This is a genomic window from Vibrio aestuarianus, from assembly GCF_012395185.1.
Taxonomy (GTDB): domain Bacteria; phylum Pseudomonadota; class Gammaproteobacteria; order Enterobacterales; family Vibrionaceae; genus Vibrio; species Vibrio aestuarianus.
Window position 1 is genome coordinate 23401 of record NZ_JAAZTU010000032.1, and the last position, 22975, is coordinate 46375.

Sequence of the window (22975 nt, forward strand, 5' to 3'; positions counted from 1 at the left end):
AATTAGTTTAGTTGTTAGATTTTTCGTGCAATTTTCTAGGGTATAATTGCGTATATACTTGCCAAAGTATATTTAAATTTCGATGCCCTGTAACTTGAGCCACTTCTTCAATCGAGTATCCCTTCTCAAAAAGTCGACTTGCTCCCTCTCGCCTCAAATCGTGGTAGCGTAAATCTTCAATTCCTAGCTCATTACGAACTCGCTGAAACCCAGCGGATACGCTTTTAGCGTTGTATGGAAAGATGCGTTCGCTACTTTGGGGTTGTTTTATCGCTATTTCAAAAGATTCACCGAGTAACGGCACTATCATATGATTACCGGCTTTCTTTCGCGGGTCTTTGCGATCGCGAACTAAAACGGTTTTATGCTCTCGCTCTAAATCTTCCCAACGTATTGCACACACTTCACCAATTCTCATACAAGTGAGAATGCTAAATTCTAGAATATCGGTGAATGGGATTCTGGTTTTTCCATTTGGACGAAAGTTTTCTCGCTGTTTTAATCCCTCTCTGAGCCTATCGAGCTCGTTTGACGTTGGGCGACGTGTTCTTTTATCGCTTTTTCCTACTAGCTCCATATCAATCAAAACAGGCACTGCTTCTTCGAATATTTGATAGTTAGCGGATACGTTGAAAACAGGCTTTGCCTTCTTCATTACTGATCGCAAATAAGCAATGTCATGGTAAATCGTTACGGGTTTTGTGCCTGCGGCTTTACGGTTTTTACAGTGATTTATGAGATCACTCGTTCTGAGCTGATCGCTTTCTACCATTGCAATATCGCAATCCCTTAAAAGGCGAATAACGTACTGCTTTGTGCGTCCGGTGTTATCCCACAGGTCGCGCTCTTCCATAAACATATCGAGCAGTACGTATATTGGTACGGATTTGAGTTTCTGAACGCCTGATTCCTCAAGCTCATTAACCCGTTTTATACCGTAAGTTCTGGCAAGGTCTTTTTTTCTGAATGTTTTAGACTCTCTGTGTATAATTCGCGAATTCTTTTTAACGATAATGTCCACTGTAAAGCGCAGGGAACCGTTTTGTAGTGTGCGTTTTTTGATGCTGAATGACGCCATTGTCCTACCCCATTTATACGTACTATATGCGTACTGGTCGGAGAAATCAGGGGCAATTTTAGCAAACTCATGTATATTTATACAGTATCTTAATTTGACGTAAACTATGACTATTTCTAAAGACACCGATAAATTCAAAGCTCACCGACTTTCTGTTGCACCCATGCTCGATGGAGATGACATCTGAGAACTTGTTTTTTTAAAACAGTTACTTGCATTTTTGGGTCGAAAGGTGGGGGATGGATGAGGGACTGTTTGAGATCACACACGTACAAAAGCACCTACGCCCCTATAATACGTCCCTTAAAAATTTTTTCAAAAAAATTGGCTAAAAATTTGGATTTGTGGAAAAAATTCAGTAAATACTAAAGGTATGGCGCGATGCCGTACGCTCATCAGAAGAATTAAGAGGAGTTATGATGAACGTACCTTTTAGTACCCCAACCACTGCTACATTACTAGCTGCTAAATTCCAGAATCAACCTTTGATTTCACTTGTCGATGTTGCAGGTGAGTACTTAGGACTAACACCGAGCACAGCGAAGCGAAAAGCTCGTGTTAACGACCTCCCATTTCCTGTATTACGATTATCTGATTCACAAAAAGCACCTTGGTTGGTCAAGTTTGAGCACTTTGTCGAGTACGTTGAACGCACATCAGCCAACTCACATAGCGATTGGCTACGCATGCAATGTTAATGTTATAGAAGCCCGCCAGATGGCGGGCTTTGAGTTTTTAGGCTCTTTTCTTCTGTCGAGCAACACGCTCAGCCATTGCTGCTTGAAATTTTTTCGTTTTCTCGACTCTTGTTATCAAAGTGCGTTTATAAGCTTGAATTTTACCTGCACTTTCAGACTTTCCTTCAAGAAAGGTTTTTAGCATTGTGTCTGTCCAGTTCCGCTCTTCTTTCAGTCCTGTTTTTGATATCCACTTTTCGTGCCATGCTTGGCGGTAAATTTCTCTTTGTTGGCGACCATATTCGCGTCTTTCAGCTTCCGAATAGCGGTGCCATCTTCCATTGTAATAAGGCATAAGTTCTATTTTATTTTTTGTTTTATTTTTTCTAATTTTTCTTGTTGTAGAGGTGATAACTTTCTCAATTTCAACTCTTCATACGTTTTTAGCAGTCGGTTTTTTTGTCGGTGTTGCTGCCTTTCGTTGTGCTCTTCTTTAGCCTTGATCCATTTATCAAACTGGCTTTGCATCTTCTTAATTATTTTTTCTATATCTAAAGCTTCGGTCGCTTTTTTGTGCTGGTATTGCCATGTTGAGAGTCTGCGACCTTTTTCTTTTTCAATAGGCTCGTAAGTTCGATGATCTATACCAACATGTTGTAATACTGCCCCATTGAATGCTTGCTTTATGAGCTTGGTGGCTCTTTTTTGCTGTAGTTCTATTAGAACTCGCTCGTCAGTTACTTTACCGATTATTAGATGAACATGATCGCCACTTCCTTTGGTACCGTCTTGGTTTTGTTGGTGTAGCACTGCTCGAATTTGTTGTCTGTATTGAGCGAACTCAGATTTATTCAGTTTGCAGAGCCTCGCGAGTGCTAGACAGCAATCTTTTACAATGGATTGCCACTGCTCAGCGGTCGGCCTGTAGCCTTTTGGTAACGTAAGACAGTATTCCATCGCATAGCTTGAAAGTGGGCGACCACCACGGCGGTTATTTAGTTGTTGATTGAGCCTAAATTTTTCGCCTGCTAGAGCAATTCGGTGGGATGTTTCTCCGCAACCAAAGATCGAAATGAGTGCTTCGGTGCATTTGTGGTTGGCGTGTTTAGCGTTTAGCAGGTAACGTTCGCGCATCATTATGCCGTCAGAAGCGAGGCGAACGGGTTGTGTTGTTACAGTCCAGTTTTTAAGCATGAATCTCTATTTTTTATAAACATAGAAATTTATTTTTGTATTTGCAAATAACCTTTGAGTTATTTTTGTTATTTATGGCAGGTTCCAGATAGGGCAAGTGCTTCGCATTGTCCGCTGGCAAGAGTGGATTCCCCCTCTTAACTCCCCCTAAAAAATTCCGGTACAAATTTGTAATAGAGATAAATACTTTTTACTATTTTAATAAACAGTATGGATAATCTTCCTTCGTCCGACTTGATCGGCTATATCATCGAATTGGAGAAATTCGAGTCTACAACTCTTTTAGACCAAGTCATTGAAAGAGCGAAACTAGCAGGTTTCGTGAGTGACAGTAATAGTGTTGAAAACCTGTCTAAACTGAATTGGATCAAGAAGGTTACGCAGCTTGCTGAAAGCTCGTTCAACCTTCAAGCCACAGTTGATGGCGAGCTTGTTGAGCTGAATATGTCGACGTTTAAGCAGCTTAGGCAAGAACGCGAAAAGCGAGTAAATGATATTTTGGAGTTGTTAGCTAGGTATATCATTGATGCAGCTCCGCCTTACAAAGGCTAAGAACTAGCGTTGTTTAAAATATGATCTCTCATTTAAAGTACCTGTAATAGGTGCTTTTTTGTTGTATGTCGCTGCGACTTGGAGAGTGGTGAGGTACAATCAGCACAATTTTTTCATATTCAATGTGCTGATTATAATGACCAACAACAATTTCTCTTCTGTAGCCGCTTTTTTATGGTCGGTGGCTGACCTTTTGCGTGGTGATTTCAAACAATCTCAATACGGGCGCATCATTCTCCCATTCACACTGCTAAGACGCTTAGAGTGTGTGCTAGAAGCTACCAAGCCAGAGGTACTGGCAAAATACGAAACAGTCAAAGCCATGCCGATTGAGGCGCAAGATAAACTGCTCACCCACGCAGCGAAATTAAGCTTTTACAACACCTCAAAAATGGATTTAAACCACCTTGGTGAAACAGGCGTAGCAAGTAACCTAGAGAGTTACATTCAATCGTTCAGCCCTAATGCGCGTGAGATTTTTGAGCATTTCGATTTTTTCAATACCATCGACAAACTGGAAGAGGCCGATCTGCTTTACAAGGTAGCAAAACGTTTTGCGACCACAGACCTTCACCCGAATACCATCAGCAACTATGGTATGGGTTTAGTGTTTGAAGAGTTGATCAGACGCTTCGCGGAGAGCAGTAATGAAACAGCAGGGGAGCATTTTACCCCAAGAGACATTGTTGAGCTGACCACCTCATTACTCTTCACCAATGAAGAAGAGCTAACCAGTTCGGGCTTAGTGCGTTCAATTTATGACCCTACTGCGGGTACAGGCGGCTTTTTATCGTCTGGTATGGAGTATGTTCATAAGCTGAATGAAAAAGCCTCTTTGTCTGCTTTTGGTCAAGAGCTAAACCCTGAGTCCTACGCTATCTGTAAAGCGGATATGCTGATCAAGGGGCAGAAGGTCGATAACATCAAACTGGGTAATACCTTATCGAACGACCAACTGCGCAACGACAAGTTTGACTATATGCTGTCAAACCCTCCGTTTGGGGTTGATTGGAAAAAGATCCAAAAACAAATCAATGATGAGCACACGCAAAAAGGCTTTGAAGGTCGATTTGGCGCAGGCTTGCCAAGAGTGTCTGACGGTTCATTACTCTTTTTGCTGCACCTAATCAGCAAAATGCGCCCCGTCAGTGAGGGCGGTTCACGTATTGGTATTATCTTGAATGGCTCGCCACTCTTTACAGGTGGTGCGGGCAGTGGTGAAAGCGAAATTAGACGCTACATTCTGGAAAATGACCTGCTAGAAGCCATTGTGGCGCTGCCTACCGATATGTTCTACAACACAGGTATTGCCACTTATATTTGGGTGCTATCGAGCCATAAGCCAGCTCATCGCAAAGGCAAGGTTCAGCTTATCAATGCATCAAAAGAGCGTGCCAAAACTGGCGGTCGTGGTCGCAGTGGGGGATCTGAAGTCGAAGGTGATGATGAAAATGTATTCTATGCCGCAATGCGTAAATCACTCGGTAGCAAGCGCAAAGAACTGACACCTGAAGCGATTGATAAAATTGTGCAAACCTATGGTCAGTTTGCCGAAAACGACTTTAGTAAGATTTTTGATTACAAAGAATTCGGCTATCGCCGCATTACCGTTGAGCGCCCGCTGCAACTGGCCATTTATCCGAAAGACGAACTGCGCCTTGAAGCTCTGCAAGCCGATAACGCTTGGGCAAAAATCGATAACATTACCCAACAAATCATTCTGGATGCGCTTGCTTCCTTTGAGCAAGAAAAATACTTATCGCGTGATAAATTCCTCAAACAACTCAAAGCCAAACTGGAGCGAGAAAGCGCAGCAAAAGCAGTTAAGCTCAGCGCAGTTCAACTAAAACTTATCGTCAAACACCTAGGCGAGCACGATGACGAAGCAGAAGTATGCAAATCAAAAGGCCAGATTGAAGCTAACCCAGATCTGCGTGATAACGAAAACGTGCCACTAACTGAAACGGTTGCCGATTACTTTGCTCGTGAAGTGCTGCCGCACGTCTCTGATGCGTGGATTGATGAAAGCAAGACTGACCCTAAAGATGGTGAAGTAGGCATTGTCGGCTATGAAATCCCATTTAACCGCCATTTCTATGTGTATCAACCACCAAGAGCATTAGCAGAAATTGATGCGGATTTGGATGAAGTTTCTGCTGAGATTATGCAGTTGCTGCAAGAGGTGCATTCATAATGGCGGGTCGATATAAAGCATATCCTGAGTATAAAGACTCTAAATCACAGTGGTTCGGGCGTATTCCAATTGATTGGAATATATCGCAACTTAGACGCTCTTTGTTGGATCATAAACAGGGGTACTATACGACCGAGGCTTATGTCGATGATGGCATTAAGCTGCTTCGGATTACTGATTTATGTGGTGATGGTTTGATCGACTTCAGCCAATGTCCAAAAGTTCCAAAGGAAGACCCAACGCTAGTCAATTATAAGCTGGAAAATGGTGATGTTGTTTTTGCACGCACTGGAGGTGCTGGGTCTTTTGGGGTTGTGTCTAATATCTCTGAAAATGTTGTCTTTGCGTCATACTTGATTAGGTTTCGATTTTGCAATGATTCATTTGAGGCAAACTATCTCAAATATGTGTTACTTGCAGATTCTTTTCAGAAAGCAGTAAAACAAAACGTTCATGGTGGCGTGAATCAAAATATTCATGCCGAAGATATTAAAGGAACTTATCTAGCACGACCACCTAAAGAGCAACAACAAAAAATCGCCAGCTTTCTCGATCACGAAACCGCCAAGATCGACACCTTAATCACCAAGCAAGAAAAGCTGATTGAGCTGTTAAAAGAAAAGCGCCAAGCGGTGATTTCTCACGCAGTGACTAAAGGGCTTAACCCAGATGCACCAATGAAAGATTCTGGTGTGGAATGGTTGGGTGAAGTGCCTGAGCATTGGGCGGTATTGCCAACAAAACGATTTTTCAGATTAGTGGCTGAACCATCCCCTAAAAATCACGACAAAGAATTGTTATCAGTTTACGCAGCTATTGGAGTTGCTCCCAGAAAAGAGCTTGAGCAGAAGGGTAACAAAGCTAGCAACACTGACGGGTATTGGTTGGTAAAAAAAGGGGACATCATTGTAAACAAGCTTTTAGCTTGGATGGGGGCTGTTGGATACTCAGAGTATAACGGCGTTACTAGCCCAGCTTATGACATCTTACGAAAAACTAAAGATATTAACCCTAAGTTTTATCACTACCTGTTCCGCCAAGAATTCACACAAAAAGAGTTTAAACGGTGGTCTCGTGGAATAATGGAAATGAGACTACGGCTGTATTTTGAGGAACTTGGGCGAATTATGATGCCTATGCCACCCAAAAATGAGCAAGATGCAATTGTAGATGAGATTGAGTCAATGGACTCAAAATTTTCTCAGGTCGAAGAAAAATCTAAATTACAAATTGAACTATTAAAAGAGCGCAAAACAGCACTTATTTCAGCAGCCGTAACAGGCAAGATTGATGTGCGGGATTGGGAGCCTAAGTAGTGGCAGTAAAAAACATCAAGTCGTTGGCGCACTTTATAGCAGCGTGCTCGGAAATAAAGGTAAAAGATGACCACACTCTTTTCTATCGTGGTCACGCTTCGGATGCCTTTACTCCGCTGCCGACTATTTTTAGAAACCAAAACGACGACCCCAAGAAAAGCCGTTATGTTGAAAACGAGGGTGAGTTATTTCACAACTTAGTGACTCAGTGCCCTGAAGAGTTTAAGGATTGTGTTTCAACATTCGATTTCTTAGTGAAAATGCAGCACTACGGTCTGCCCACTCGATTACTTGATATCACAAGTAACCCGCTGGTTGCACTCTACTTTGCATGTTGCACACTGATACCTGAGACATCTCGGGACACAAATGCCAAAAATGGACAGGTACTAATCTACCAAGTACCTAATGATGAAATTAAGTATTTCAATAGTGATACTGTGTCAGTTGTAAGTAACTTAGCTAGAGCAGAAGCAAACTTTGACTTTTCAAACCCTGAAGATCAAGAGCGCTTTCTTCACTCAATTCAAGCGGAAAAGCCTTACTTCAAACCTTACATTAAAGAAGAACATCTTCACTCTGTGATTTGTGTAAAGCCAAAGCTCGATAACCGAAGAATAGTCAAGCAGAGCGGTGCTTTCTTTCTGTTTGGTATGGGGAATAGGAAAACAGATGCCATTCGCATACCAGAGCATTTCCGTCCTGATGTTAAGCATATAGCGATCCCTAAAGGGTCTAAAGAGAATCTGTTAAAAGAACTTGCTACGCTGTCTATTTCGGAAGCAAGTCTGTTTCCTGAAATTGACAATGTTGCTAGTTTCTTAAAGAAGAACATTAAGATAAAAATTCAACCACAGGATGATGATTCAATCAGTTTTGACGAGATAATTTCACCAATTTACCACACCCTTATTGCCGATCGCTTGATGGCAAATGAAGACCTTATAGAGCAAATAAAAAACAACCCTGAAGATCGAGCGAAACAAGGACTCTACCCCGACCTACTGGAAAAAGCGATTATCGAAAGTCAGGATGCTCATAACGAAATTGCTATGAAATTACTTGTTGAAGACGATATTGCCGAGCAGTTTTCGAGTAACGTTTTCAATCAGTTAAAGCAAAGAACTGTGGATTTGGTATAAAAGGACTAAACAATGTCAGATGCGGCACAAGAAAAAATATTCCAAAACGACATCCTTGACCAAATGCAGTCTCACGGTTGGTTGCTAGGCGAGTCGAACAAATACAACAAAGAGTTGGCACTTTACCCTGAAGATGTGATTGCCTTTGTGCAAGCAACACAGCCTGAGCAGTGGGATAAGTTGGCTCAGCACTTCCCTGAGACGGAGCGCAACCCAAACGCAACGGCTGAAGCGTTGCTAAAGTCATTAGAACAAGAGTTAAAAAATGAAGGCACGCTGTGGGTTCTGCGCAACAAACTCAGTAATCGTGGAGCGAAGTTTGACCTTTGTAGTTTCAAGCCTGATCACGACTTAAACCCAACGGCAACGGCCCGTTATGAACAAAATATTCTGCGAGTCGTGCCAGAGCTGGTTTACTCACCGAATGGCTATGATGGGCGTTTAGATTTAACCTTGTTCGTCAACGGTATCCCTGTTGCTACCTGCGAGCTTAAATCAGAGTTTAAGCAGTCGATTGATAACGCCAAAGTCCAATATATGAAGGATAGGCAGCCGAAAGATCCAAAAACTCGTAAACCAGAGCCGTTATTGACTTTTAAGCGTGGTGCATTGGTTCACTTTGCTGTGAGCCAATACAATGTCGCAATGACCACTCGCTTAGATGGCAAGAAAACCTTTTTCCTACCGTTTGACCAAGGTACAAGTGAAGGCGGTAAAGGGAACGATGTTCCTGAAGATGGTGGCTACGCAACGTCTTACCTTTGGAATGAGATTTTCCAGAAAGATAACCTGTTACTGATCCTCAGCCGCTATATTCATCTTGAAGTGAAAGATGTTGAACACCTAGACGGTTCAATCACGCCAAAAGAAACGATGATTTTCCCTCGTTATCACCAGTGGGCGGTAGTCTCTAAACTCCTTAAAATGGTAGATAGTGAAGGCACAGGGCATAAATATCTTATTCAGCACAGTGCGGGTTCAGGTAAATCAAACTCGATTGCGTGGCTATCTCACCAATTGGCTTCTAAGCATTACTACACCGACCACCCTGAGCTTGAAAAACAAGCAGGGGACAAGGTTTTTGATTCTGTTATTGTAATCACTGACCGAACGGTACTTGATAGCCAGTTGCAAGATACGATTTATCAGTTTGACCATAACGAAGGTATGATTGCGCGTGTTAACCGAGAAGAAGCGCAAGGCTCCAAATCCAGCCAACTGGCAGGAGAGCTAAAAGCAAGCACCTCAATCATTATCGTGACCATTCAAACCTTCCCACACGTTTTAGAGGCCATCCGCAAAGACTCAACCCTCGCAGGTCGTAGCTATGCTGTAATTGCAGATGAAGCACACTCTAGTCAAACAGGGACAACAGCTCGCAAACTGCGTGAAGTGCTCATGGCGGAGCAATTAGACGGTGATGAAGAGTTAGACAGTGAAGATATGCTGCGTTTATCACTGGAAGCCCGTAAAGGCTCAAACAAGCTCAGTTACTTTGCTTTTACCGCTACGCCCAAGGCGAAAACACTAGAGCTTTTTGGTCGCAGACCAAACCTTGATGAGCCAGCGAGTGACACCAACAAGCCGTTACCATTCCACGTTTATTCAATGCGCCAAGCAATTGAAGAAGGGTTTATTCTGGATGTTCTGCAAAATTACACCAGTTACCGAGTTGCTTACCAATTAGCGCACAACAACCCAGATTTAGATCACGAGGTGGACAGTAAAAAAGCCGCTTCCAAAATGGCGAAATGGGTTCGCTTGCACCCGTATAACATAGCTCAGAAAGTCGAAACTATTATCGAGCACTTTAACGAGAAAGTGAAACACTTGTTGGGCGGTGAAGCCAAGGCTATGGTTGTTACCAGTAGCCGTTTAGAAGCGGTGCGATACAAACTCGCCTTTGAAAAATACGTGCGGACAAAAGGTTACACTAACGTCAATGCAATGGTCGCCTTTTCAGGTGAAGTGAATGATCCTGATTTACCCGATCACCCTTTCACCGAAAATAATATGAACCCGAACTTGCGTGGGCGTGATATGCGTAAAGCATTTGATACCACAGATTATCAGGTGATGTTGGTTGCGAATAAATTCCAGACAGGTTTTGACCAGCCGAAACTGGTGGCAATGTATGTCGATAAACCATTAAAAGGTGTGGAATGTATTCAGACCCTTTCAAGGCTAAACCGTACTTACAAAGGCAAAGACAAAACCTTTGTGCTCGATTTTGTGAATGATCCTGAAGAGATTTTGGCTGAGTTTAAGGTTTACTTCCAAACGGCTGAACTGGCAGGTGTGTCTGATCCAAACATCGTTTATGAGCTGTTGAAGAAGTTGGATAAGGTTGGCATTTACCATTGGCGAGAGGTTGAAGCGTTTGTTGAGACTTACAATGACAAACAAGCCAATCAAGCCAAACTCGCCAATTTGTGTAAACCTGCCGTTGATCGTTTCTCTATTCGTTATAAAGAAGCGACACAAGTGCTTCAATCGGCACAGGCAGAACTGTCTAAAGCGAAAATTGAGCAGAACGACAAGAAAATCAAGTTTGCGGAAAATAGTGTCAAACACGCCAAAGAAGCGCGAGATATTCTAGAAGTGTTCAAGAAAGATTTAATCTCTTTCTATCGCTTCTACGAGTTTACGTCTCAGATCGTCAATTTTGATGATTATGATCTGGAAAAGTTGAGTATCTACGCCAAACATCTGCACCCACTGCTTCGCCTTGATGTGGTGGAGGATGAAATTGATTTATCCGATGTGGTAATGACGCACTACCGCTTGCACGAGCAGCGTGAAGCTGATCTACAGCTTGGCGTGAAAATTGGTGAAGAGCCAAAGCCTTACTTGCCAGCCGCAAAAGAAGGTTCAGGTGCTGTGCCAAAAGACCCTAAAACTGAGTTGCTGAATGAGATCATCCAGAGAATGAACGATTTGTTTATCGAAGATGGTTTGTCTGAAAATGATATGCTCAATTATGCCAATACCATTGCAGGCAAGATTTCTGAAAATGAAGTGGTGATGGATCAGATCCGCAGCAACACCAAAGAACAAGCAATGCTTGGACAATTCCCAGAATCGATCAACAACGCCATTATCGAGAGTATGGACGTACATAATGAGATGGCAATGAAACTTCTATCTAATGAGGCTGTTGCGAAAGGCTTTGCTGGGCTGATGTTTGATGTATTGATGAAGGGCTTGGGTAAGCCACAAGCTTAGTTTTTGAGGAAAGCCAGTGAGGAGCACTGGCTTTTATCTAGGGTATTCCGTTCTTTCAGTTTATTAAATAAACGTAATGAACGTAATAAACGAGTAAAATAGTTAGGGGGTAGTGATAAGAAAATAGACTTTTTTTCGTCCTGTTTTTCCACCTAACTTAAAATCAATTAGCTTTCCCGAAAGTTTATCAATGATTTCAGTGCACTTATCACGCCCGTAATTGGTGTGTTGGATTAAATAATCGCGTAATTCTGTTTTATCCATTTCAGTGGTATTTAGTACCTTAGTAATTAATGAAACAGCATCTTTATACTTATTGAGGTAATTAGAGTGGTGATTTTCCTCAACTCTCAATAGCTTGTCTTTACAGTAAGTATCACTATCAATACGACAAACGGAATCTACCATTTCCGAGTAGGACATTTTTTCTGATTTTTCATAAGAGAAGGTTAACTCTAACGCATTATTTCCGCGTAACTTTTGGTTAATCAGTTTTATGTACCTAGTTTGTATACCATTTAAACTCTTTTTCTCTTCTTCTATATCCATCATATAGATACAATCGACGTCTTCAATAAGATCAGATGTACCAGAGTAAATAAGGTTGTTGTTCATATCTCGGTTTTTATTTGTATGACCTAGCCCTATGAACGTACCCCCTTTAAGTATAAATTCACTCACCTTAATTCCAAAATTGCGCATGTTCTTCTTGTCCATCGTGTCTGCGAATTTTTTTAAAGTATCTACGATTAACACAACATTTTTTGCATCATCATCAGCAGTCAATCCACCTAATATATGTGACAGTGAATCTGTTTTAAATTTCTTATATCCGGGCACGAGAGTGTGAACCCCAATGGCAGATAGCACCTCTGTTTTTTCGATGACCCCGCTTTGAGAGTCGTCTGCATTAACATAGAAAATAGATAACCCATCAAGAAAGCCAGTAGCATAGGCTTGTTTTAGTTGATTTAACATTAATAGAGTTTTACCTGCGTTTGGTGGGGCAAAAAGGATGTTTGATTGACCTTTTAAAACTAGTCGATCAAAAATAAATGTGTTTTCGTCGGCATCTTTCTTTATTTCTTCTAGGCTATTATTAATAGAATATGAATTAAGTAATGATAAAGTATTTTCTTTCATAGAATAACGTTTTGGTAAATTATGGGTGAGCGAAACCACTCACCCAAAAGTTAAGGTGAATAACCGTGATTATTTAAGTGTTTAGAAGGTTATTTAGATGTACTTGGGAAGTCTCTAAAGCCATTATCTAAAATAAAGGCTGTATCAAGAGAGTTAAAAGCCCAACGAGAACCTTCCTTCCACCATTTACCTTCTGAGTTTTTGTATTCAACAGAATAAATCAAGGCAAGAAAATTATTATCTTGATCTCGATACAACTGCTCTATACGATCATTAGTGCGGATATTTCTTCTAGAGTTATAAATATAACCATCAGGTTCGCGGTTTGTTTCATTGTTCATTTATATACCTTTAGTTAAGCAGCCTGTGGGCTTATTTGAGCCGGAAAGAAACGTAGATAAACGTTATTGAGTATATTTACATCTCGATGACCAGACACTTTCGAGATGGCAGATAGAGACCAGCCTTTTTCATATAATCGACATAGGCCTTCAGCTCTAAGATCGTGAAATCGAAGGTCTTCAATGTTTAAATCTTTCATAAGGTCGCGCCAGTATTGACCTACAGTTTTTGGGTTGTATGGAAATATTGGGTCATCGTCATTACCACGAGGTTGGCGCATAATGATCTCTATGGCTTTTGGTGATAACTCGAAGCGTGAGTGTATCTTCTTACCATTCGGACTCTTTCTATTGCGAATAGTTATGAGGCGACTTTTTGCGTCCCAGTTACGCCAAACAAGCTTCCCCCCACATATTTCGCCCACTCTTGCTGCTGTCTCGATTGCAAACTCCACAATATCTAACATTGGAATCGTTCGACGTTTGTTTTGTTCCTCGTTGGTGAGAGCCGATGTAATTGCATTTAGCTCCAATTCTGTAGGTCGTCGAGTGCGCTCGTCTGACTTCGCAATAAGACCTAGACGGCGAGCTGTGGATAATCCAGTTGAGTATGAGTCTAAATTAATTGCATAACGCAACATAGTAGCGCTGTCTTTTAGTGCTGAGTTGAGTATCGACAAATAATTTGCAGTCGTTTGTGGTTTTACCTGTAAGTTCTCATTCAATTGTAGAGCCAGCATATACCAGTCATAAGCACTGATATGAGTAGAAGTCACTGATGCAAATGAAGTCTGGAGAATCATGTTAAGCGGGCTGATATGACGGCTCTTAACGTGCTTTTTAGTTAGTGGGTTCTCTAGATAATCATTTATTACGAGTCCGACAGTATGATGTTTTACTTCTTCAGAAAAGAAACTGTAATCACCCTTATCAAAGCTCGCTTGAAGTTTTTTTCCATAAGCTTTTGCTTTGGCTAGAGTTGGAAAGTTGCATGATCTTTGCCCAACAACTGGTTCTCCTTTTAGCGCTCGCGCCCTAGTTTTAAATCCTATAGTTTCGTTGTCAGCATTAGAAACTTTCTCTATGAAAATTGATGGCATTGCTATTCCATATGATGTGGTTGTTGTCAATGAAAGCTATGCTAAACCATAGAGTTTAAAAATGAAAATTTTCCAGAAGATGGAATTATTCGTTTATAATCAATTACTTGTGTTGGTGTTTGTTAGTAAATTGCCACATGTGTGTCAATTTACTAACAAATACGAACTTATCTTATCTTGTTGATTTTAAACGCTTATCTTGTAATGGCGCGGTTTTGTGACTTTTGTCTCATAAATGGTTTTTATTCAGAAAAAATCTCGTTTTTAACGGCGGTGTGCGCTTTCAACACCCACACGAAGATAAATATTGTTCAACACATTGATATCTCTGTGCCCTGTGATTTTTGATATTTCCACGATATTTAATCCCCGTTCAAATAGTTGGCAGGCACCCTCAGCCCGGAGGTCGTGATAATGCAGATCTACGATACCCTGTTCACGACACATACGTTGCCATGCAGCGCCAATAGATTTTGGGTTATAAGGAAATATTTGTTCGTCTGTTCTTGGTTGCCGTTGAATTATGTCTAAGGCTTCCGGATGCAAGGGGATTGTGCAATGGTTTCCCGTCTTTCTACGGGGATCTTTACGATCACGGATGGTTAAGTTGCTATCTCCAACATTTAAATCTCCCCACGTTACACGAGTGATTTCTCCTAAGCGCATACAGGTCAAAATCGAAATGTGGAAAATATCGACCAGTGGGATGTGTGATGCCCGATGATTTTGGCGTTTTTGCAACCCCTCTTCAGCAAGCTGTAACTCTGCCGATGTGGGTCTGCGGTTTCGCTGTGCGCTGCGACCGATTAATCCATATTGGATCAGAGTAGGGATAGCCTCATTGTGTGCATGAATATTGGCTTTATACCCAAACATTGGGCCAGCGACATTGATGACACTGCGAAGGTAAGTGATATCCTGATAAACAGTCTGCGGTAATGGCGCTGTAGGCTCGTTGAGTCTGGCTCGACAATGCTGAACCAAATGGGTTGCTGTTAGCTTATCTGCTTGAACTAACGCAATGTCATAACTACGTAAGCGCCTTAAAACAGCCTCTTTGGTGCGACCAAGACCTTTGGAAGTAATATGATCATTCAAGAATAGGGTGATGAGATCACCTATTAGGATACTGCGCTGTGGGATATCAATAGATGGTATACCATTTTCAGTTATCTCTTTGACTACACTTTTTGCCCAGTTCAAAGCCGCAGCTTTTTTGTCGAAGGTCTTGGACTTTTCAAATACTCGGCGGTTATGGCGTGATTCACGAATGCGCGCTTTGTACTTAATCCCCGTCTTACGTTGAACTTTTTCAATATTAATAGTTGCCATTTTTACCTCTCTTAATTTTAAATTAGAGGTGCTTTGGCGTGTGTAAATTGATGGCGTTGATGCTGTAGCTGAGAATCGCTATACTTCGCGCCACGAAAGGTTTTTTTGAGGGACAGCTAATGTCCCTCAATCAATCCCCTATCAGTCCCTCATTGCTAAAATCAGCTAAAATCGGACGGAATATCTTTGCAATACCCTTAAGTGGTTTTGCTTTAACCTACTAATACTTAAGGGTTTATTTTTTATGTATCCATCTTGCCGCTTTTCGACTGCACCGATGCTTGATTGGACTGATCGTCACTGTCGATACTTCCATCGTCTACTTTCTTCACAAACTCTGCTTTATACAGAGATGGTGACCACGGGAGCAATTATTCATGGTAAAGGTGATTTTTTAGCATACAACGAAGAGGAGCACCCCCTTGCGCTTCAACTGGGCGGTTCAAACCCAACTGATTTAGCACATTGTGCGAAGTTAGCGCAAGAACGTGGTTATGATGAAATCAACCTAAACGTTGGCTGCCCTTCTGATCGAGTGCAAAATGGCCGCTTTGGGGCTTGCTTAATGGCAGAGCCGCAACTGGTGGCAGATTGTGTTGCCGCGATGAAAGATGTTGTTGATATTCCTGTGACAGTAAAAACTCGTATTGGTATTGACGATATGGATTCTTATGAATTCTTAACTGATTTTATTTCGTTAGTATCAGAGAAGGGAGGCTGTGAACAGTTTACTATTCATGCGCGCAAAGCGTGGCTTAGTGGTTTGAGCCCAAAAGAAAACCGTGAAATCCCACCGTTAGATTATCCACGTGCATATCAGTTAAAAAAAGACTTTCCGCATTTAGTGATTGCCGTTAATGGTGGAGTCAAAACGCTAGCAGAAGCTAAAGAGCACTTACAGCACCTTGATGGCGTAATGATTGGTCGCGAAGCTTATCAAAGTCCTTACTTACTCGCCGAAGTTGATCAGCAGATCTTTGGTTTGGATACCCCAATCAAAAAACGCTCTCAAGTTGTTGAGGAAATGTATCCTTACATCGAGCGTGAGTTGGCTAATGGTGCATATCTTGGTCATATTACTCGCCACATGTTAGGTATATTCCAAAGTATGCCCGGTGCTCGCCAGTGGCGTCGTTATATTAGTGAGAATGCTCATAAAACGGGTTCAGGCATTGAAGTGGTGCAAGCAGCTTTGGCGAAAATACCTAAAGAATTAAATGTGTAAAAATAGCCACATTTCATGGTGAATTTTACCATTCATTAAGGGCTAGGTCGTAGGCAACGATTTAGCCCTTTGTTTTATCATCTTGGTATCTGCGTTTTATAACATCCCATCGAGGCTAATACTGCTCGGCATTTATCTCCTTTTGACTTAGCTGCTTATCTAAACAATAGAGTTGATTTGTAAAGTTGGCTCGATATCTGCTTTAGCAAATAAAAAGAGGGGAATGATTATGTTTGAGCTTATTTTTTTACTAGTGTTTGTAGCGACCCTTTTAGTAACGGGTATGACAATGATGACAGTATTTGCAGCAATGGTTATTGCTTTTATTGTTATGACTCTATTAGGGATGATCGGCGTTATGCTGAAATTATTACCTTGGATTTTGGTGATTGCTTTGGGTGTTTGGTTTTTCAGAAACTTTGTCTATAGTCCTCGTCAAAAATATTAACAAATGATGTTTAAGCATTAACCAATCTAAGGAATATGCTACTATTCGCGCTTAATTGAAAAATGTATATATAGCGAAATAGATTGGGAGCTATTAGGATGAATAAACCAACGTTAGTTGCGTTGACAAGCGTTGCGATGATGATGTCTGCTGCGTCAATAAGTGCTGAGTCTTTTTATGGTGGAAAGATTGGTGCAGATATGTGGTGGGGTAGTACGAAAGTTGACCATACTCGCCGCGATGACGTAAAAGCCCCCACAATGTATTTCGCCTTTGAACATCAGTTTCCTTATGTACCGAATGCTAGTATACGTTACACGACGGTTGATGCCGATTATGCCTCTTTCGATAAGTATGACTACACGTTGTATTATAAAGTACTAGAGCGTGAATTGATGTCATTTGATGCGGGCATTACGTTTACTCAGTATGATGGGTCTCAATACCAAGCTGAAAATAATCAAAAATACAGCTTCGATAAAACGACATTTAACTGGTATGCCTATGCTGAAATTCAAATTCCTCGCACGAACATAGATGTGATTGGCCAGTTTGATTTTGGTGATGGCAGCGGAGTCAAAAGTGCGGATCTTATGGCTGGGCTTCAGTATTCGTTCCCTATCGATGCTGGAAATATTGCACTGCGTGGTGGTTATCGAGTCATCGATCTTGAATTTACGGAGCTAGCAGCAGACACGAAAGAATCTTTCGTTTTTGTTGATGGTTGGTTTCTTGGTGCAGAATTCGAATTTTAGATATTCCAATATCCTGTAGAACAGATAGAACGCCATTTTATTAAGTGGCGTTTTTTTATAATTGATAGCTATATCGTCTTCGACTTTCTTAGCAGAAAAACTGAAATGAACCATGCTTAGTGAACAAGTAAATAAATACGGCGTGGTGTGGTTATGACGATTACGGAATTAAGAAATTTATATCGCGAGAATCAGCTTATCGAAGCCATTATTGAACCTTCATCCCAAGAGGGGTGTTGGATTGTTGAGTTCAGACATCATCGAGGCGGGTTTGTGCTATTAACGGATGCTCATGGAGATGAATGCCAATATGAAGATCTCGATATAGCTTCTAAGTCTGCCATGGCTGTTGGCTTCAAGCAGGTGAGAGTGGAGTCTAAGTAAACCTCTTTTTGAAAGTTCTTACTTCCAAAAAGTTATAAAACATACTTATCTATTCTTTCTTGTTATTAAAGAGAGTGGTTAATCTATCGTCACGCAATGAATAGGGAAGTCGTGACAATGTCTTCAGGAAATACCATACCAAAAGAGCTAGCCGGCTTAGCTAGCCCACTTAATGATTTGCAGCTTACAGGGTTGCAGCAAACTATTTCAGAACTTTCTCCTCAGCAGCTAGCATGGGTTAGCGGGTATTTTTGGGGATTGAGTCAATCTCAAACTTCAGGGGCTGCAGCTCCTATTTCTAATGCAGCGGCTTTAGTTTCGGCTAAACCGGCAGGTAAATTGACCATTATTTTCGCTTCTCAAACGGGTAATGCAAAAGGTGTTGCAGAGGCGTTAGAACGCGAAGCTCAGTCCGCTGGTATTGTTGTGCAATTATTTGATGCCAGTGATTACAAAGGTAAAGATCTTGCCAAAGAAACACATGTTATTTTTGTTGCTTCGACTAATGGTGAAGGTGAAGCGCCAGATAATGCTTTAGCGCTTCATGAATATTTACAGTCGAAAAAAGCGCCCAAACTGCCTAACTTACAATACGGTGTGATTGGTTTAGGTGATTCTAGCTATGAATTTTTCTGCCAAACTGGTAAAGATTTTGATGCGTTTTTAGAAAAGCTTGGGGCGAAACGCTTTATTGAGCGAGCTGATTGTGATGTTGACTATGAACTTCAAGCAACCGAATGGAAAATAAAAGCTTTAGAGGTGGTTAAAGAAACCCTCGTGAGTACCCAAGCACAAGTTGTGCAATTGCCAGTGGGTCAAGCTACGAGTCATCATTCCCAATACACTAAGCAAAATCCTTACACAGCTACCTTGCTGACAAGTCAAAAAATTACAGGGCGTGACTCAGGGAAAGATGTTCGACACATTGAAATAGACTTGGGCGAGTCCGGATTGACTTATCAACCTGGTGATGCGTTGGGAGTGTGGTACGAAAACAGTGCAGAATTAGCCAATGCTATTTTAAGTGTTGTTGGGTTGTCTGGTGTTGAAAGCATTGATGTAGATGGTGAGAGTTTGTCTATTCATCGCGCGTTAGTGAGCAAATATGAAATCACCGCTGCAAATCCACAACTGGTGGCTAAGTTTGCTGAGTTGTCAGGAAGTAAAAAGCTACAAAAGCTGGTGGATGATAAAAATAAGCTGAGAGAGTACGCCAGTAACACACAAATTATTGATGTATTAAAAGAGAAGAAAACCAAGCTCTCTGCTGAAGCTTTGACTTCTCTACTTCGTCGTTTAACGCCTCGTCTTTATTCAATTGCTTCAAGTCAAAGCGAAGTTGAAGACGAAGTACACTTAACAGTTGGTATCGTCGAGTATTTGCAAGAAGGCGAAAGTCGTCAAGGTGGAGCGTCAAGCTATCTTGGTCAACGCCTAGACGAGGGGGGGGAGCTCAAAGTTTTTATCGAACACAACAATAACTTTAAGTTACCGAGCGATGATTCTACACCCATTATTATGATTGGACCTGGCACTGGTATCGCTCCATTCCGTAGCTTTATTCAAGAGCGAGATAACCGAGGTGCTGAAGGTAAAAACTGGCTGTTCTTCGGGGACCGTACTTTTACTCAAGATTTTCTCTATCAAGTGGAATGGCAAAAGTATCTTAAATCGGGTGTATTAAATCGTTTAGATGTTGCTTTTAGTCGTGATCAGCATGAGAAGGTTTACGTTCAACATCGATTACTTGAGCAAGCAGAGCAAGTTTGGCATTGGCTGGAGCAAGGTGCTTATTTATATGTGTGTGGAGATGCGACTCGCATGGCCAAAGATGTGCATGATGCGTTGATCGTCATTGCACAACAGCAAGGTGGCCTATCACAACAGCGGGCGGAAGAATTTATCAATGATCTGCGCAAAGCAAAACGTTATCAAAGGGATGTGTATTAATGAGCACAAAACAAGAATCCAATAGCCAACAAGTATTAGGCGAAGTGCTAGGTCCATTATCGGATAACGAGCGCCTAAAGAGAGAAAGCAATTTTCTTCGCGGTACGATCGAGCAAGATCTACAAGATCGAATTACTGGTGGCTTCAGTGCCGACAACTTCCAGCTCATTCGTTTTCATGGCATGTATCAGCAAGATGACCGTGATATTCGCAATGAGCGCGCAAAGCAAAAGTTAGAGCCACTACACAATGTAATGCTTCGAGCTCGTATGCCTGGTGGCATTATCACACCGCAGCAGTGGTTAGCGATAGACAAATTTGCAACCGAGCATAGTTCGTATGGCAGTATTCGTCTGACCACACGCCAAACTTTTCAGTTCCATGGCGTATTAAAGCCGAACATTAAGCTTATGCACCAAACGTTAAATAGTATTGGTATTGATTCGATAGCTACTGCAGGAGATGTAAACCGCAACGTTCTCTGCACATCAAACCCAGTGGAATCAGAACTTCATCAACAAGCGTATGAATGGGCAAAGAAGATTAGCGAACATCTTCTACCTAAGACTCGAGCCTACGCAGAAATATGGCTTGATGGTGAAAAAGTTGAGACAACAGATGAAGAACCAATTCTAGGCAGCAACTATTTACCACGTAAATTCAAAACAACGGTTGTAGTTCCGCCACAAAATGATGTCGATGTACATGCCAACGACTTAAACTTTGTGGCTATTGCCGATAATGGAAAGTTAGTGGGCTTTAATGTACTTGTCGGTGGCGGTTTGGCGATGACGCATGGCGATACGTCTACTTATCCACGCCGTGCTGACGATTTTGGTTTTATTCCTTTAGATAAAACCTTAGATATTGCTGCGGCAGTGGTGACTACTCAGCGTGATTGGGGTAACCGCTCAAATCGTAAAAATGCTAAAACTAAATACACACTCGATCGCGTCGGGGTCGATGTATTTAAAGCTGAAGTGGAAAAGCGCGCAGGCATTAAATTTGCGCCAAGCCGACCTTATGAGTTTACTGAGCGTGGCGATCGCATTGGTTGGGTGGAAGGTATTGATGGCAAACATCACCTAACGCTTTTTATTGAAAATGGACGCTTGCTTGATTTCCCTGGTAAGCCGCTCAAAACCGGTGTTGCTGAAATTGCTAAAATTCACCAAGGTGATTTTAGAATGACAGCAAACCAAAATCTGATTGTCGCAGGGGTACCAACGCAGCAAAAATCTGCGATAGAGGTTATCGCACGTCAGCATGGTTTGATGGACGATGCAGTGAGTGAGCAGCGCAAAAATTCTATGGCTTGTGTGGCATTTCCAACCTGCCCACTAGCAATGGCTGAAGCGGAACGTTTTCTACCTCAATTTGTAACAGATGTAGAAGCTATTTTACAAAAGCACCAACTCCCGGCAGACGAAAATATTATTTTACGTGTGACTGGTTGTCCAAACGGTTGTGGGCGAGCGATGTTAGCTGAAATCGGTTTGGTTGGTAAAGCACCAGGTCGTTATAACTTACATCTTGGTGGTAATCGTGCCGGCACTCGTGTACCTAAAATGTATAAAGAAAACATCACCGACAAACAGATCCTCGAAGAAATAGATCAACTAGTGAGTCGCTGGGCAACTGAACGCCAAGCTAACGAAAGCTTTGGTGATTTTACGATTCGCGCTGGGGTTATAGAAGAAGTGATTGTATCCAAGAGGGACTTCTATGCTTGAAGCCAAGATTGCGAAACCCAACTTAGCGCAGTTGCTGTCTATGACCAAAGCGCAACAAACACTACACCTTGCTGAGTTGAACGGGTATTTAGAAACGTTAACAGCCCAACAAAGAGTGGAGTGGGCATTGGAGAACTTGGAAGGAACGCATGCCGTTTCATCCAGCTTTGGTATTCAAGCTGCGGTTATGTTGCACCTAGTGTCACAAGTGAAAAGTGATGTGGCCGTAGTATTAACTGACACTGGTTACCTTTTTCCGGAGACATACCAATTTATTGATTATTTAACAGAGCGTTTGAATCTCAATCTCAATATTTTCCGAGCTGAAACGAGCCCAGCTTGGCAAGAAGCACGTTATGGGAAACTATGGGAGCAAGGTGTTGAAGGTATCGAGCAATACAATCGCATTAATAAAGTTGAGCCGATGCGAAGGGCGCTAGATGAACTTGCGATTACTACCTGGTTTTCGGGATTACGGCGTGAGCAATCGCAGTCACGGGCTAACTTACCGATTTTAGCCATTCAAAACGGTGTGTTTAAGTTTTTACCTGTTATTGATTGGACAAATAAAGATGTGCACTACTATCTTAATGAACATCATCTTCCCTACCATCCATTATGGGAGCAAGGCTACCTTTCTGTTGGTGATACGCATACCACTCGTAAATGGGAGCCGGGTATGAGCGAAGAAGAAACTCGCTTCTTTGGTTTAAAGAGAGAGTGTGGTCTTCATGAAGATGATGGTGAAGTGAATGGCTCCGGTATCTAATCGAGCCTATCTATATAGAAAGAGCTGCATTGACAGCTCTTTTTTCGTAAGAGCTATTGCGTCTTCGAGATTGGTTTGTGCATAAGTCTGTGGGTAAGGTGTTTGCTATATCTTAGTAAAGTTGAATAAATGAGGCTTTGAACGCAAATTAGCCTATTAAGCTTTATTTTTGCAATTTTATGAAAATAATACTTGCCAATGTGATGATGATCTCTATAATGCGACCTCACTGACACGGCACAGCCAGTAAGGGTTCAAGCCCACTAGCCAGTCAATCAGTAGGCCAAATTGGTAAGACGAAATAATTTAAAAAAGTGTTTGACACAAAAAATTATCTCGCTAGAATGGCCGCCTCTTCCAAGGAAGCCACGGCAACCAAACGAAGAACGCTCTTTAACAATATAAACCTATCAATCT

Annotated in this window: 20 protein-coding genes; 13 read left to right on the forward strand and 7 right to left on the reverse strand. The window is 41.7% G+C overall.

Annotated features, from left to right (window positions below; translation table 11 throughout):
- Positions 1-7: 7 nt before the first annotated feature.
- Positions 8-1078 carry a site-specific integrase gene (locus HGG78_RS14630; protein WP_172533331.1) on the reverse strand — a complete coding sequence of 357 codons (1071 nt, stop codon included), beginning with the start codon at positions 1076-1078 and terminating at the stop codon, positions 8-10.
- 416 nt (positions 1079-1494) lie between these two features.
- Here HGG78_RS14630 and HGG78_RS14635 point away from each other — a divergent pair, with 416 nt between their 5' ends.
- Positions 1495-1776, forward strand: a complete 282-nt coding sequence (locus HGG78_RS14635) for a pyocin activator PrtN family protein (RefSeq protein ID WP_017044173.1) — start codon at positions 1495-1497, stop codon at positions 1774-1776.
- A 37-nt stretch (positions 1777-1813) separates the two neighbouring features.
- On the opposite strand, the gene HGG78_RS14640 is transcribed toward HGG78_RS14635, so the two are convergent.
- A complete protein-coding gene (locus tag HGG78_RS14640; protein ID WP_172533307.1) occupies positions 1814-2110 on the reverse strand; it encodes a hypothetical protein in 297 nt (98 codons plus the stop codon).
- A gap of 5 nt (positions 2111-2115) precedes the next feature.
- Positions 2116-2949 carry a hypothetical protein gene (locus tag HGG78_RS14645; RefSeq protein WP_172533332.1) on the reverse strand — a complete coding sequence of 278 codons (834 nt, stop codon included), beginning with the start codon at positions 2947-2949 and terminating at the stop codon, positions 2116-2118.
- A gap of 210 nt (positions 2950-3159) precedes the next feature.
- On the opposite strand from HGG78_RS14645, the gene HGG78_RS14650 reads away from it, so the two are divergent.
- The 5 genes from HGG78_RS14650 to HGG78_RS14670 all read left to right on the forward strand — a co-directional run bounded on the left by HGG78_RS14650 (position 3160) and on the right by HGG78_RS14670 (position 11378).
- Entirely contained in the window at positions 3160-3501 is a 342-nt protein-coding gene (locus HGG78_RS14650) for a hypothetical protein (RefSeq protein ID WP_029837365.1), read from the forward strand.
- 136 nt (positions 3502-3637) lie between these two features.
- Positions 3638-5695 (forward strand): type I restriction-modification system subunit M, encoded by a 2058-nt coding sequence (locus HGG78_RS14655; protein WP_172533333.1) that lies wholly within the window; start codon positions 3638-3640, stop codon positions 5693-5695.
- A 104-nt stretch (positions 5696-5799) separates the two neighbouring features.
- Positions 5800-7011: a restriction endonuclease subunit S gene (locus tag HGG78_RS14660; RefSeq protein ID WP_172533334.1), complete on the forward strand. Its 1212-nt coding sequence runs from the start codon at positions 5800-5802 to the stop codon at positions 7009-7011.
- Complete coding sequence (locus HGG78_RS14665; RefSeq protein ID WP_172533335.1) at positions 7011-8153, forward strand: FRG domain-containing protein; 1143 nt, start codon at positions 7011-7013, stop codon at positions 8151-8153. Before HGG78_RS14660 ends, HGG78_RS14665 begins: the two co-directional genes overlap by 1 nt.
- A gap of 12 nt (positions 8154-8165) precedes the next feature.
- The gene (locus HGG78_RS14670) at positions 8166-11378 is read left to right on the forward strand and encodes a type I restriction endonuclease subunit R (protein WP_172533336.1); all 3213 of its coding nucleotides are present in this window, start codon (positions 8166-8168) and stop codon (positions 11376-11378) included.
- A 102-nt stretch (positions 11379-11480) separates the two neighbouring features.
- Here the strand turns inward: HGG78_RS14670 and HGG78_RS14675 are convergent, their stop codons facing one another.
- From HGG78_RS14675 to HGG78_RS14690, 4 genes are all read right to left on the reverse strand, one after another.
- Positions 11481-12521 (reverse strand): AAA family ATPase, encoded by a 1041-nt coding sequence (locus tag HGG78_RS14675; RefSeq protein WP_172533337.1) that lies wholly within the window; start codon positions 12519-12521, stop codon positions 11481-11483.
- An 89-nt stretch (positions 12522-12610) separates the two neighbouring features.
- Positions 12611-12862, reverse strand: coding sequence for a hypothetical protein (locus HGG78_RS14680; protein WP_172533338.1), 252 nt, complete (start codon positions 12860-12862; stop codon positions 12611-12613).
- A 14-nt stretch (positions 12863-12876) separates the two neighbouring features.
- A complete protein-coding gene (locus tag HGG78_RS14685) occupies positions 12877-13962 on the reverse strand; it encodes a site-specific integrase (protein ID WP_172533339.1) in 1086 nt (361 codons plus the stop codon).
- 264 nt (positions 13963-14226) lie between these two features.
- A complete protein-coding gene (locus HGG78_RS14690) occupies positions 14227-15294 on the reverse strand; it encodes a site-specific integrase (RefSeq protein ID WP_172533340.1) in 1068 nt (355 codons plus the stop codon).
- 244 nt (positions 15295-15538) lie between these two features.
- Between HGG78_RS14690 and dusA the strand changes: the two genes are divergently transcribed.
- From dusA to HGG78_RS14725, 7 genes are all read left to right on the forward strand, one after another.
- Entirely contained in the window at positions 15539-16519 is a 981-nt protein-coding gene (gene dusA, locus HGG78_RS14695) for a tRNA dihydrouridine(20/20a) synthase DusA (protein ID WP_172533341.1), read from the forward strand.
- 229 nt (positions 16520-16748) lie between these two features.
- On the forward strand, positions 16749-16967 hold the full coding sequence (pspG, locus tag HGG78_RS14700; protein ID WP_053311204.1) for an envelope stress response protein PspG: 219 nt from the start codon (positions 16749-16751) through the stop codon (positions 16965-16967).
- A 98-nt stretch (positions 16968-17065) separates the two neighbouring features.
- A complete protein-coding gene (locus HGG78_RS14705; RefSeq protein ID WP_053311197.1) occupies positions 17066-17722 on the forward strand; it encodes a TIGR04219 family outer membrane beta-barrel protein in 657 nt (218 codons plus the stop codon).
- Positions 17723-17875: 153 nt separating this feature from the next.
- Entirely contained in the window at positions 17876-18106 is a 231-nt protein-coding gene (locus HGG78_RS14710) for a hypothetical protein (RefSeq protein WP_053311198.1), read from the forward strand.
- Positions 18107-18202: 96 nt separating this feature from the next.
- Positions 18203-20056 carry an assimilatory sulfite reductase (NADPH) flavoprotein subunit gene (locus HGG78_RS14715; protein WP_172533342.1) on the forward strand — a complete coding sequence of 618 codons (1854 nt, stop codon included), beginning with the start codon at positions 18203-18205 and terminating at the stop codon, positions 20054-20056.
- A complete protein-coding gene (gene cysI / locus HGG78_RS14720) occupies positions 20056-21789 on the forward strand; it encodes an assimilatory sulfite reductase (NADPH) hemoprotein subunit (RefSeq protein WP_172533343.1) in 1734 nt (577 codons plus the stop codon). Before HGG78_RS14715 ends, cysI begins: the two co-directional genes overlap by 1 nt.
- Entirely contained in the window at positions 21782-22558 is a 777-nt protein-coding gene (locus HGG78_RS14725; protein ID WP_172533344.1) for a phosphoadenylyl-sulfate reductase, read from the forward strand. Before cysI ends, HGG78_RS14725 begins: the two co-directional genes overlap by 8 nt.
- Positions 22559-22975: the final 417 nt, after the last annotated feature.